Raw genomic sequence first — 11352 nt, forward strand, 5'->3', positions numbered from 1 at the left:
CTGCCGCCGGCAGCCTGGGTGATGGTGCGGCTTGCGACGCATGATTGACTTCGGATTCGACAAGATTGCCCTCATCGGCGCCGTGGCCTTGATCGTCATCGGCCCCGAGAAGCTGCCTCGCGTGGCCCGCACGGTGGGCCATCTGGTGGGCAAGGCGCAGCGCTATGTGGCCGAGGTGAAAGCCGAGGTCAACCGGTCTATCGAGCTCGAAGAACTGCAGAAAATGAAGTCGCAGTTCGAGACCGCCGCCCGCGACGTGGAGACCACGGTGCGCACTGAGGTCCATGACGCCACGTCCAGCTTGTCGCAGAGCTGGAACGAGGCGTCCGCTGCATTGAATGGCCCCGCCGCGGACAGCCACGACGCCTGGACCCCGGCTCCGCCCGTCTATCAGCATCCCCGCAAGAACTGGCGCATCAAGCGCGGTGCGGTACCGGCTTGGTACAAGCAACGCGAAGGCGTGCGCCGGCATGTGCAATCGGGCGCCGCGCGCGTGGCGCGATTCCGGCCGCCAACCTCTGGCGGAGCGGCTCGATGAGCGCGGAACCCAAGGACGAACTCGAAGGCACCGAAGCCCCTTTCGTCTCCCATCTGATCGAGTTGCGCGACCGGCTGGTGCGCGCCCTGATCGCCGTGGGGGTGGCGTTTGGTGCCTTGTCCTTCTTCCCTGGTCCGGCCGGTCTGTACGACCTGTTGGCGGCGCCGCTGGTCTCGACGCTGCCGCAAGGGGCGACGATGATCGCAACCAATGTGATCTCGCCGTTCCTGGTGCCACTGAAGATCACGCTGATGGCCGCCTTCCTGCTGGCGTTGCCCTTTGTGCTGTACCAGGTCTGGGCCTTCGTGGCGCCGGGGCTGTACAGCCACGAGAAAAAGCTGGTGCTGCCCTTGGTGGTGTCGAGCACGCTGCTCTTCTTTGCCGGTGTGGCGTTTTGCTACTTTTTTGTCTTCGGCAAGGTCTTCGCGTTCATCCAGAGCTTTGCGCCCAAGAGCATCACCGCCGCGCCCGATATCGAGGCCTACCTGGGCTTCGTGCTGACGATGTTCGTCGCTTTCGGTGCGGCTTTCGAAGTGCCGATTGTGGTGGTGGTGCTGGCGCGCATGGGGGTGGTCAGCGTCGACAAGCTGCGTGAGTTCCGCGGCTACTTCGTCGTCGTGGCATTCATCATCGCCGCGGTCATCACGCCGCCGGATGTGGTGTCGCAGCTGGCGCTGGCCATACCGATGTGTCTGCTCTACGAGCTGGGCATCTTTGCTGCCGGGTTCTTCATCAAGCACACCCAGCCGCCCGCTTCAGACGATTGACTCGCACCGGGCCTGCCTCCGCCTTGGCGAAGGCGAAGGCGAGGCCATTTCGCCATGATGGCAGGCGGGGTGCACGACGAGGGCGACGTCGGCACTACGACGTTGTGCTCCGGGGGTCAGTCCGGGTTGCGTTGCGCCGCGCTCGACTGCGGGCGCTGAGCCACGGTGACCTTGAGCTCCAGCGCCTGGTCGCCGCGCTGAACACCGATCACCGCTTGCGATTGGGGCTGGAGCGCCGCCACCGCGTTCATCAACTGCGCCGTGTTGCGCACGCTCTTGTCGCCGATGCGTACGACGACGTCGCCCGGCTTCATGCCGGCTGCGCTGGCCGGGCCGTCTTGCAGCACGCCAGTGATCAGCACGCCCTCATGAACGGGCAACTTGAAGCTCTGGGCGAACTCCGGGTCGAGATCGCGCGGTTGCACGCCGATCCAGCCGCGGGTGACTCGGCCGTCGCGCACCAGGCCTTCCATCACCTGCCGCGCCAGATCGATCGGGATCGCGAAGCCGATCCCCATGCTGCCACCCGAGCGTGAGTAGATGGCGGTGTTGATGCCGATGAGGTTGCCGTTCACGTCGATCAGCGCACCGCCCGAATTGCCGGGGTTGATGGCGGCATCGGTCTGAATGAAGTTTTCGAAGGTCGAGAGCCCCAGGCCCGTGCGACCCAACGCGCTGACGATGCCCGAGGTGACCGTCTGACCCACATTGAATGGGTTGCCGATGGCGAGTACCGAGTCGCCGACCTGCAGCTGTTCGATGTTGCCCAGGGTCACGGTGGGCAGCCTGTCCAGCTCGATCTTCAGCACCGCGACGTCGCTTTCGGGGTCGGTGCCCACCAGTTTGGCCTGCGCTTCACGCCCGTCTGACAGCCGAACCTGGATGTCGTCGGCGCCGTCGACCACGTGGTTGTTGGTCAGCAGATAGCCTTCAGGCGACACGATCACGCCTGAACCCAGACCGATCTGCGGTTCCTGGCGCTGCGGCTGTTGCCCGAAGAAAAAGCGGAACCAGGGGTCTTGCGCCCGCGGGTCGTTGATTGCCGCGGGTGCCTTGCTGGCGGTCACGCTGACGATCGCTGGGGCGGCTCGTCGCGCGGCGGCGGTCAAGGGCTGGACCGGTCCGGCGGTGGTCGCCATGGCCACCGGCACATTGCCGTCCGAATTGGAGACGGCGCGTGTCGCGACACCTACGAGCGAGCTCCGCTGCAGCCATTCCGGCTTGAAGGTGCCTACGACGAACATCACGGCGACGGCCACGGTGACCGTCTGTGAGAATACGAGCCAGATTCTGCGCATGACGCTGAAGGAGTGAATGTCCGATGGCAACACGGGCCGAGGTCGATGGCTTTTTGCAGCAGTTGCTGGCACCGGAACGGTTCAAGGATTATGGGCCGAACGGTCTGCAGGTGGAGGGCCGCGACCAGATCCGCAAGGTCGTTTCCGGCGTGACGGCGAGCCTGGCGTTGATCGACGCGGCAGTTCAGGCGCAAGCCGACATGATCTTCGTCCACCACGGTTTGTTCTGGCGCGGGCAGGATGGGCGCCTGACGGGCTGGCTCAAAGCCCGCGTGGAACGATTGATGGTCTCCGGCGTCAATCTGTTTGCCTACCACCTGCCACTGGACGCCCATCCGACCTTGGGCAACAACGCCCGACTCGGCGCAGAACTGGGGCTGCAGTCTGATCGCCGCTTTGGCGATCAAGATCTGGGGTTCATCGGTGATGCAGGTGCAGCGGTGACACTGTCGGATCTGGCAGCGCAGGTTGACTCACGTTTGCGTCGCGCGCCGGTGGTGGCCCCGGGAGATGGCCGCACGTTGCGCCGTATCGCCTGGTGCACGGGCGGAGCGCAGGGCTATTTCGAGTCGGCCATTGCCGCGGGCGCCGACGCTTTCATCACCGGGGAAATCTCGGAACCGCAGATGCATCTGGCGCGCGAGACGGGCGTCGCGTTCCTGGCCTGCGGACATCATGCGACTGAGCGCTACGGCGCGCCAGCTGTCGGGGCGCGCCTGGCCGAAGCGCTGGGGTTGGCGCACGAGTTCATCGAGATCGACAACCCGGCATGAGCGCTGCAGTGAGTCAAGCTCCCTTGCTCGTGACCATGGGCGATCCCTGTGGCATCGGGCCTGAAATCATCGCGAGTGCCTGGCACCGGGGTGATCTGGGCGATGCGGTGGTCTGCGCCGACGCGCAGGTCATGCGCCGTGCGATGAAGGTGCTCGGGCTGGATCGTCTGTTGGCCAGTCTGGATTCGCCAGCCGACCTCGACTTGGTGCCCAACGGTGTGATGCCGGTGTGGCAGCCGCCCGGCCTGCCGCGGGGATTGGGCGACTTGCCGTGGGGGCAGATCAGCGCGCTGGCGGGTCAGGGCGCCGCAGCATGCATCAGAGCTTCGGTGTCGGAAGTGGCCTCTGGCCGCGTGGCTGGCATCGTGACGGCCCCCATCCACAAAGAGGCGCTCGCGGCGGCTGGTGTGGATTTCCCGGGCCACACCGAAATGCTGCAGGCACTGGCGACCCAGCAGTTCGGCTTGGCCGAGCCGCCGCCGGTGCGAATGATGCTCGCCAACGAAGAATTGCGGGTGGTGCTGGTCACCATCCACGTCTCGCTGCGCCGTGCCATCGACATGCTGGACGAGCCGGGCATCTTGCAGACCCTGCGCATCACGCACGAGGCCGCGCAGCGCTTCGGCGTGCCGCAACCGCGCATCGCGGTGGCCGGGCTCAACCCCCACGCAGGCGAGGGGGGGCTCTTTGGGGATGAAGAGATGCGCATCATCCAGCCCGCCATCGACCGCGCCCGTGCCGAAGGTGTGGATGCCCGCGGCCCCTATGCGCCGGACACGGTGTTCATGCGGGCGCGCCATGCGCCTGGGCATACCGGTGAATTCGACTTTGTGGTGGCAATGACACACGACCATGGGTTGATCCCGGTCAAGTATCTCGGGGTCGAGCAGGGGGTCAACGTGACGCTGGGGCTGCCCTTCGTTCGCACCAGCCCGGATCACGGCACCGCCTTCGATCTGGCGGGCACCGGCCGCGCCGATCCGTCCAGCCTGATCGCGGCGGCACGCATGGCCCGCCGCCTGGCGGGCCCACAGCGTCAACGCTGACGAAGCGAGTCGCGAATTTCGCGCAGCAGCACCACGTCTTCCGGGGTCGGGGGCGGCTCAGCCGGCGCGGCCGGGGCCGTCTCGGTGGAATGGCGCTTCAGCCGATTGATCTGCTTGATCATGATGAAGATGATCAGCGCCAGAAGAATGAAGTTCAGCGCCACCGTGATGAAGCTGCCGTAGGCGAACACGGCCCCTGCCTTCTTCGCGTCGGCCAAGTTGGTGGCCGTCTGCCCGGCCAGCGGAATGAAGTAGTTGGAAAAGTCCAGCCCGCCGAAGATCACGCCCACCAGCGGCATGATGAGATCGGCGACGATCGAATCAACGATCTTGCCAAATGCGCCGCCGATGATGACGCCGACCGCCAGGTCGACGACATTGCCCTTCATCGCGAATTCCTTGAATTCCGTCGCGAACCCCATGTGAGAACTCCTTTTGGTTGATTGGAATGCACCCTCCGCCTCAGGTGGCTTTCAGCCGCATCCGGGCGCAGTATGCCGCCGCGCCAGGCGTGTCAGCCGCCCCGCGCCCGCCAGCCCTGGGTTTGCATGGGCGCTGAGTCAGGTCGGGAGAGGGTGTCTTGTCCGCTAAAATGCCGGATTGCCCGAGATTGCGACCCTTGCTCGGCGCCAAATCCGGTGCTGGCTGACGCGCAGTGAAGGGCACGCAGCGTCTCCCCAGTCTTCTAGAGCTCCAAGAAGGACCCCCATGAGTGATAACGCGGTGGACCAAGGCAAGCGCACGTGGCTGATCACCACCAGCTGCGCAGGTGCCGTGGGTGGCGTGGCGGCGGCCGTGCCCTTTGTCAGCACCTTCGCTCCGTCCGAGCGGGCGAAGGCGGCGGGTGCCCCGGTCGAGGTCGATATCGGCGACCTGAAACCCGGCGAGAAGAAGACCGTCGAGTGGCGGGGCAAGCCGGTGTGGATCGTGCGCCGCACGAAGGAGCAGCTGGAAAGCCTGAAGGCCAACACGGCCAGCCTCGCGGACCCCAACTCTGAACGCAAGGCTTATCCGATTCCCGAGTACGCGAAAAACGAAGGCCGCTCGATCAAGCCGGAGTACCTCGTGGTGGTCGGCATTTGCTCGCACCTGGGCTGTTCGCCGTCCGACAAGTTCGCCACCGGCGCGCAGCCTTCGCTGCCCGACGACTGGAAGGGCGGCTTCCTGTGCCCCTGCCATGGCTCGACCTTCGACATGGCCGGCCGGGTGTTCAAGAACAAGCCAGCGCCCGACAACCTGGAAGTGCCGGAGCACATGTACCTCTCCGACACCAAGCTGCTGATCGGCGTGAGCAAGACGGCCTGAACGGCGCGACAGGACCCCAAGAAAGGCAACCATGGCTGAATTCAAAGTCGCGCCGGCCGACGCGCCGATCGCTCAGAAGGTCTCCCTCTGGTTCGAGAACCGCTTCCCGACGGCGTTCGACGAGTACAAGAAGCACATGTCGGAGTACTACGCTCCGAAGAACTTCAACTTCTGGTACTTCTTCGGTTCGCTGGCGCTGCTGGTGCTGGTGATCCAGATCGTCACCGGCATCTTCCTGGTGATGCATTACAAGCCCGATGCGAGCTTGAATGCTGCCGGTGTCCCCGTGGCATTCGCCAGCGTCGAGTACATCATGCGAGATGTGCCGTGGGGCTGGCTGATCCGCTACATGCACTCGACCGGCGCGTCGGCGTTCTTCGTCGTCGTGTACCTCCACATGTTCCGGGGTCTGCTGTACGGCTCGTACCGCAAGCCTCGCGAGCTGGTCTGGATCTTCGGCTGCGCCATCTTCCTTTGCCTGATGGCAGAAGCCTTCATGGGCTACCTGCTGCCGTGGGGGCAGATGAGTTACTGGGGCGCGCAGGTGATCGTGAACCTGTTCGCCGCCGTGCCGTTCGTCGGCCCTGATCTGGCGCTGCTGATCCGCGGCGACTACGTGGTGGGTGATGCGACGCTGAACCGCTTCTTCAGCTTCCACGTCATCGCGGTGCCGTTGGTGCTGCTGGGCCTGGTCGTTGCCCACCTGCTGGCCCTGCACGACGTGGGGTCCAACAACCCCGATGGCGTTGAAATCAAGGCCAAGAAGGATCCGAAGACGGGCATCCCGCTCGATGGCATCCCGTTCCACCCCTTCTACACGGTGCACGACCTGCTTGGCGTCAGCGTGTTCTTGATGATCTTCTGCGCGATCATCTTCTTCGCGCCGGAGCTGGGGGGCTACTTCCTCGAGTACAACAACTTCATCCCGGCTGACCCGCTGAAGACGCCGCCGCACATCGCGCCGGTCTGGTACTTCACGCCGTTCTACTCGATGCTGCGGGCCACGACCGACGACATGATCAAGGTCCTCAGTGCGGTGGTCGCACTCGGTGCGGTCGCGACCGTGCTCAAGGGCCGGATCGGTGGTGCGGCCAAGGTGGGCGTGCTGGGTGCCGCAGTGGTTGGCATTGCCTTGCTGAACATCTTCGACGCCAAGTTCTGGGGTGTGGTGGTGATGGGCGGTGCCGTCGTCATCCTCTTCTTCCTGCCCTGGCTGGACCACAGCCCGGTCAAGTCGATCCGCTATCGTCCGACCTGGCATTCGTACCTGTACGGTGTGTTCGTCGTGTTCTTCCTGATCCTGGCGTATCTGGGCATCCAGCCGCCGTCGCAGATCGGCACGATCGTCTCGCAAGTGGGCACCTTGTTCTACTTCGGCTTCTTCCTGTTGATGCCATGGTGGAGCCAACTGGGCACGTTCAAGCCTGTGCCCGATCGTGTGACCTTCCACCCGCACTGACATCACCGGCAGGAGCTTTCAAATGATCAAAAAACTCATTGCCGGCTGGATGGCTGCGCTGTGCCTGGCCGGCGGCGCGATCGCTTCGGAAGGCGGCATGCAGTGGGACAAGTTCCCGACGGAGCGCATGACCGACATGGCGTCGCTTCAGAATGGCGCCAAGCTGTTCGTCAACTACTGTCTGAACTGCCACGGCGCTTCGTTCGTTCGCTACAACCGGATGCGCGACCTGGGGCTGACCGACGAGCAGATCAAGGACAACCTGATGTTCCCCGCTGAAAAGGTGGGCGAAACGATGCGGGTGGCGCTTGACCCGAAGCAGGGCAAGCAGTGGTTCGGCGCGGCGCCTCCTGATCTGTCCGTCATTGCGCGTTCGCGTGCTGGTCAAGGGTCGGGTGCTGATTACCTCTACACCTACTTGCGCAGCTACTACCGCGATGAGTCCACGGCGACCGGCTGGAACAACCTCGCGTTCCCGAGCGTGGCGATGCCTCATGTGCTGTGGGAACTCCAGGGCCAGCAGCGCGCCGTGTTCGAAGAAGTGGCGGATCCGCACGATCACGAGAAGAAAGTTCACCGCTTCAAGGCCTTCGAGCAGGTCACCCCTGGCAAGCTGACTACGGCGGAGTACAACCAAGCCGTGGCCGATCTGGTGGCCTTCTTGCAGTGGATGGGTGAGCCCGCCCAGGGCCAGCGTGTTCGCCTTGGTGTTTGGGTCTTGATCTTCCTGGCGGTGTTCACCGTGTTCGCCTGGCGCCTGAATGCCGCGTACTGGAAAGATGTGAAGTAACTCTGGCCCGGCGGTGTCAGGCGCCGCCGGGATGGACCGCGCAGTGCGCGCCCCATGGCGCCACTGCGTTTTGCGTTTCTTGCCGTTCGCGGCAGCTGTTCGACTTGCTCTTTGAAGGGAGCCCACGCCCATGATGGTGCTTTACTCCGGAACCACCTGCCCCTACTCGCACCGTTGCCGTTTCGTCCTGTTTGAAAAGGGCATGGACTTCGAGATCCGCGACGTCGACCTGTTCGCCAAGCCGGAAGACATCGCGCTGATGAACCCGTACAACGAGGTGCCCATCCTCGTGGAGCGCGACCTGATCCTGTACGAGTCGCACATCATCAACGAGTACATCGACGAGCGATTCCCTCACCCGCAGTTGATGCCCGGCGACCCGGTCGCACGCGCACGCGTCCGTCTGTTCCTTTTCAACTTCGAGAAAGAGTTGTTCGCGAACGTGAACATCCTCGAGGGCCGCGGCATCAAGGGGACCGACAAGCAACTGGAGAAGGCGCGGGCTCAGATCCGCGACCGGTTGACCCAGCTCGCGCCCATCTTCCTGAAGAACAAGTTCATGCTGGGCGATGACTTCTCGATGCTGGATGTGGCCATCGCCCCCTTGCTGTGGCGACTGGACTATTACGGTATTGACCTGTCCAAGAACGCGGCGCCGTTGCTGAAGTACGCTGAGCGCATCTTTTCGCGCCCAGCCTACATCGAGGCACTGACCCCATCTGAAAAGGTGATGCGCAAGTAAGCTGGCTGTGCCCGCCCGCCAAGCTCCTCGACGATGACCGACACGCCGCCCCAATCGCCGTCTGGCCCTGACAACCAGGGTACGTCCACTCGCCCCTACCTCGTTCGGGCCTTGCACGACTGGTGCACGGACAACGGCTTCACCCCGTACTTGGCGGTCTTCGTCGATTCGAGCGTGCAGGTTCCGACGGAGTACGTGAAGAACAGCGAGATCGTTCTGAACGTGGGCTTCGAAGCGACCAGTGGCCTGAAGCTGGGCAACGACTTCATCGAGTTCAAGGCACGATTCGGCGGCGTGGCGCGCGAAATCATCGTCCCGGTTGATCATGTGGTTGCGATTTACGCACGCGAGAACGGCCAGGGCATGGCGTTCCCGATGCCCGCCGGCGCCGCTGACGGTGCCGCCGCGGCCCCGCCATCGGCGGGCTCCGACCACCAGCCGGCCGGCGCCGATCGTTCGGGTCGCGGCCTGAGGCTTGCGCGGTCTGAACCGGGCACGCCACCCGCCGCGGCGACGCCCGCCCCGTCTGCAGACGCAACGGATGGTGACGATCCGCCACCGCCGCCGCGCCCCGCATTGAAACGGGTGAAGTGATTCCGCGTACGCGGGGTCCTGGGCAGCCACCCGGTCTCACGCGGCGGGAAGCGCGCCCACAAAAGCGCCTAAAATCAAGTGTTTAGGAAGTGCCGGCTTAGCTCAGCTGGTAGAGCAACCGCCTTGTAAGCGGTAGGTCACCTGTTCGATTCAGGTAGCCGGCACCAACCGTTCCAGCCCCATCAGACGGCCTGTCCCGCCCGGGACACTAGGACCGCTCTGATTGAACCTTCACCCGGAGTGAAGTAGGCTTCCACCCCCGCACCAGCAGCGCCTGCTCAATGGCCGGCAGGCACTGTCGCAACTTGGCGGCCACTGCGCCGTTGGGCACCAGCAGGTTCCACCCGGTCTCGTCCAGGGCGCCCGAGCGCACATGGGCACGCAGCCCCGGTGGCAACGCTTCCCGCACGGTGACCAGTCGCGCTTCAGCCTCTTTAAGCCGCTGAAGCAGGTTGGCCAACGTGGCGTTGGCGTCGAGCGCTTCGGTGATCGGCCGCGTGTGTGGGCCGCCAGCCTGGGAGGGGGGCGGGTATGTCATCAGGCCAAGGAGTTTACCGATGCAGATCCTCATCACCCACGGCGGCCTGGCGCGCACTCGCGTGCTCAGTTTCAGCTGGCTGCAGATCACGATGGCGCTGTGTGCACTGGTGGTGAGCCTGCTGTCGTTGTCCGGCGCGGTTTACCACTTCATCTTTCTCAAGGCGGCCCGCGAAGGCTGGCCCGTGGTGAGCCAACTGGTGAAGCTGGTGGTGCGCGACGAAATCGCCCAACGTGACAAGGTGCTGCGCGACAACCTCGACGCGATGGCGCGCAAAGTGGGCGAAATGCAGGCCCGAATGGTCAATCTCGAAGCCATGGGCGAACGTGTGACAGGGCTCGCGGGCGTCAAGCCAGAGGAGTTGAAATCTCTCCAGCGGGTCGGAGCTACTCCGGATCGGTCAGGCAACCGGCCCACAGGGGGACAAGGCGGGCCCTACGTGCCCCTGGAGCACCCCTCGCTCGAGCAACTCGACAAGACCTTGAGCGAGCTGGAACTGCTGGCCGACCAGCATGGCGACGTTCTGACGCTGGCGGAGTCGCGCTTGTTCGAGTCGCGCATGAAGGCATTGCTGGTGCCGAACTCGCGCCCTGTGGATGGTCCCGTCGGCTCTGGGTTCGGCTTCCGCACCGACCCGATCACCGGTCGCGCAGCGCTGCACACCGGCCTGGATTTCTCAGCCGACCCGGGCACGCCCATCCTGGCTGCTGCGGGCGGGGTGGTCACCTCCACCGACTTTCACCCGCAGTACGGCAACCTGCTTGAAATCGACCACGGCAATGGCTTGACGACGCGGTATGCCCACGCGCAGAGGATCCTGGTCAAGGCGGGCGACCTGGTCAAGCGCGGCCAACAGGTGGCGCTGGTCGGGACGACCGGACGCTCGACGGGGCCTCACTTGCACTTTGAGGTGCTGGTCGATGGCTCCATGCAAGACCCGGCCAAGTTCCTCAGTGCCGCGCCTGCGCCTACAGCGATGTCGACCACGGCGCCTGCTGCGGGCGCCAACTCGGCCGCAGCCGCCATCGCGCCGACGGTCTCGCCGACCCTGCGCCACTAGGGCGTGTTCACACGACGCAGCCCCGTGCGAACGGGTTGTCCAGGGATGCAGGGCAAGGCGCCCGACGCCGCCCAGGCCGGTGCCTGGGCCAGTTGGGCAACGCCGCCATGCACCTTGGACGGCCCGTTCCCGAAGGGTTGCCACCAGAACCAGCCGCCTGCGGCGTTGCAAAGCCTCGCCGGGGCCGCACCCCGGCTTCGTTTTGCGCCTTGCGCTCGACCGGTGCTGGTGGCAACGCATAGGGGCTCCGTAGTGTGAGCACGCCCTAGAGGGAGACGCCAGCAACCCGGGTGCTAAACTCCCGCGCTTTCGCGCGCGCTGTTCGTGCGGTCATTTCGTGGCTGCACGGGCCACGCGTGCAACCAACAGACCACATCTGTCGACTTCCCTTCTAGGGGGCGAACCCGCGCTTGCAATGCCCGTGTCCGGCCCCAATTCAGTC

The 11352-nt window shown here is 64.7% G+C and carries 13 protein-coding genes and 1 tRNA gene; 11 read left to right on the forward strand and 3 right to left on the reverse strand.

The genetic code is table 11. The annotated features are described in order from the left end of the window. The first annotated feature begins 40 nt into the window (after positions 1–40). Positions 41–538 carry a Sec-independent protein translocase protein TatB gene (gene tatB / locus AACH06_RS04775; protein WP_341424481.1) on the forward strand — a complete coding sequence of 166 codons (498 nt, stop codon included), beginning with the start codon at positions 41–43 and terminating at the stop codon, positions 536–538. Further along, complete coding sequence (tatC, locus tag AACH06_RS04780) at positions 535–1305, forward strand: twin-arginine translocase subunit TatC (protein WP_341424482.1); 771 nt, start codon at positions 535–537, stop codon at positions 1303–1305. The genes tatB and tatC overlap by 4 nt, the downstream gene beginning before the upstream one ends. A 116-nt stretch (positions 1306–1421) precedes the next feature. Here the strand turns inward: tatC and AACH06_RS04785 are convergent, their stop codons facing one another. After that, positions 1422–2603, reverse strand: coding sequence for a Do family serine endopeptidase (locus AACH06_RS04785; RefSeq protein ID WP_341424483.1), 1182 nt, complete (start codon positions 2601–2603; stop codon positions 1422–1424). Positions 2604–2626: 23 nt separating this feature from the next. Here AACH06_RS04785 and AACH06_RS04790 point away from each other — a divergent pair, with 23 nt between their 5' ends. Both AACH06_RS04790 and pdxA read left to right on the forward strand, forming a co-directional pair. Beyond that, on the forward strand, positions 2627–3376 hold the full coding sequence (locus AACH06_RS04790; RefSeq protein ID WP_341424484.1) for a Nif3-like dinuclear metal center hexameric protein: 750 nt from the start codon (positions 2627–2629) through the stop codon (positions 3374–3376). Positions 3377–3411: 35 nt separating this feature from the next. Further along, the gene (gene pdxA, locus AACH06_RS04795; RefSeq protein WP_341424485.1) at positions 3412–4422 is read left to right on the forward strand and encodes a 4-hydroxythreonine-4-phosphate dehydrogenase PdxA; all 1011 of its coding nucleotides are present in this window, start codon (positions 3412–3414) and stop codon (positions 4420–4422) included. Here the strand turns inward: pdxA and mscL are convergent. Further along, a complete protein-coding gene (gene mscL / locus AACH06_RS04800; RefSeq protein ID WP_341424486.1) occupies positions 4413–4844 on the reverse strand; it encodes a large conductance mechanosensitive channel protein MscL in 432 nt (143 codons plus the stop codon). The two genes, pdxA and mscL, sit on opposite strands and share 10 nt — an antisense overlap. A 286-nt stretch (positions 4845–5130) precedes the next feature. Between mscL and petA the strand changes: the two genes are divergently transcribed. The 6 genes from petA to AACH06_RS04830 all read left to right on the forward strand — a co-directional run bounded on the left by petA (position 5131) and on the right by AACH06_RS04830 (position 9479). Continuing rightward, the gene (petA, locus tag AACH06_RS04805; RefSeq protein WP_341424487.1) at positions 5131–5727 is read left to right on the forward strand and encodes a ubiquinol-cytochrome c reductase iron-sulfur subunit; all 597 of its coding nucleotides are present in this window, start codon (positions 5131–5133) and stop codon (positions 5725–5727) included. Between the two features lie 31 nt (positions 5728–5758). Next, positions 5759–7186, forward strand: coding sequence for a cytochrome b (locus tag AACH06_RS04810; RefSeq protein WP_341424488.1), 1428 nt, complete (start codon positions 5759–5761; stop codon positions 7184–7186). Between the two features lie 25 nt (positions 7187–7211). Then, positions 7212–7976 carry a cytochrome c1 gene (locus AACH06_RS04815; RefSeq protein WP_341424688.1) on the forward strand — a complete coding sequence of 255 codons (765 nt, stop codon included), beginning with the start codon at positions 7212–7214 and terminating at the stop codon, positions 7974–7976. A 130-nt stretch (positions 7977–8106) separates the two neighbouring features. Further along, positions 8107–8718, forward strand: a complete 612-nt coding sequence (locus tag AACH06_RS04820; protein WP_341424489.1) for a glutathione S-transferase N-terminal domain-containing protein — start codon at positions 8107–8109, stop codon at positions 8716–8718. A 33-nt stretch (positions 8719–8751) separates the two neighbouring features. Next, complete coding sequence (locus AACH06_RS04825) at positions 8752–9312, forward strand: ClpXP protease specificity-enhancing factor (protein ID WP_341424490.1); 561 nt, start codon at positions 8752–8754, stop codon at positions 9310–9312. Positions 9313–9403: 91 nt separating this feature from the next. Next, positions 9404–9479, forward strand: a tRNA-Thr gene (locus AACH06_RS04830). A gap of 41 nt (positions 9480–9520) precedes the next feature. Here AACH06_RS04830 and AACH06_RS04835 read toward each other — a convergent pair. After that, on the reverse strand, positions 9521–9850 hold the full coding sequence (locus AACH06_RS04835; RefSeq protein ID WP_341424491.1) for a hypothetical protein: 330 nt from the start codon (positions 9848–9850) through the stop codon (positions 9521–9523). A gap of 19 nt (positions 9851–9869) precedes the next feature. On the opposite strand from AACH06_RS04835, the gene AACH06_RS04840 reads away from it, so the two are divergent. Next, positions 9870–10910: a M23 family metallopeptidase gene (locus tag AACH06_RS04840; RefSeq protein ID WP_341424492.1), complete on the forward strand. Its 1041-nt coding sequence runs from the start codon at positions 9870–9872 to the stop codon at positions 10908–10910. The last annotated feature ends 442 nt before the right edge of the window (positions 10911–11352 follow it).

It is taken from the genome of Ideonella lacteola (assembly GCF_038066555.1).
Classification (GTDB): domain Bacteria; phylum Pseudomonadota; class Gammaproteobacteria; order Burkholderiales; family Burkholderiaceae_C; genus Ideonella; species Ideonella lacteola.

Bases quoted from the DNA above. Each gene is read 5' to 3' on its own strand.
- AACH06_RS04790 (WP_341424484.1), top strand. From the start codon at position 2,627: ATGGCAACACGGGCCGAGGTCGATGGCTTTTTGCAGCAGTTGCTGGCA.
- petA (WP_341424487.1), top strand. From the start codon at position 5,131: ATGAGTGATAACGCGGTGGACCAAGGCAAGCGCACGTGGCTGATCACC.
- AACH06_RS04825 (WP_341424490.1), top strand. From the start codon at position 8,752: ATGACCGACACGCCGCCCCAATCGCCGTCTGGCCCTGACAACCAGGGT.
- AACH06_RS04840 (WP_341424492.1), top strand. From the start codon at position 9,870: ATGCAGATCCTCATCACCCACGGCGGCCTGGCGCGCACTCGCGTGCTC.
- AACH06_RS04810 (WP_341424488.1), top strand. From the start codon at position 5,759: ATGGCTGAATTCAAAGTCGCGCCGGCCGACGCGCCGATCGCTCAGAAG.
- AACH06_RS04835 (WP_341424491.1), bottom strand. From the start codon at position 9,850: ATGACATACCCGCCCCCCTCCCAGGCTGGCGGCCCACACACGCGGCCG.
- AACH06_RS04785 (WP_341424483.1), bottom strand. From the start codon at position 2,603: ATGCGCAGAATCTGGCTCGTATTCTCACAGACGGTCACCGTGGCCGTC.
- AACH06_RS04820 (WP_341424489.1), top strand. From the start codon at position 8,107: ATGATGGTGCTTTACTCCGGAACCACCTGCCCCTACTCGCACCGTTGC.
- mscL (WP_341424486.1), bottom strand. From the start codon at position 4,844: ATGGGGTTCGCGACGGAATTCAAGGAATTCGCGATGAAGGGCAATGTC.
- tatC (WP_341424482.1), top strand. From the start codon at position 535: ATGAGCGCGGAACCCAAGGACGAACTCGAAGGCACCGAAGCCCCTTTC.
- pdxA (WP_341424485.1), top strand. From the start codon at position 3,412: ATGGGCGATCCCTGTGGCATCGGGCCTGAAATCATCGCGAGTGCCTGG.
- tatB (WP_341424481.1), top strand. From the start codon at position 41: ATGATTGACTTCGGATTCGACAAGATTGCCCTCATCGGCGCCGTGGCC.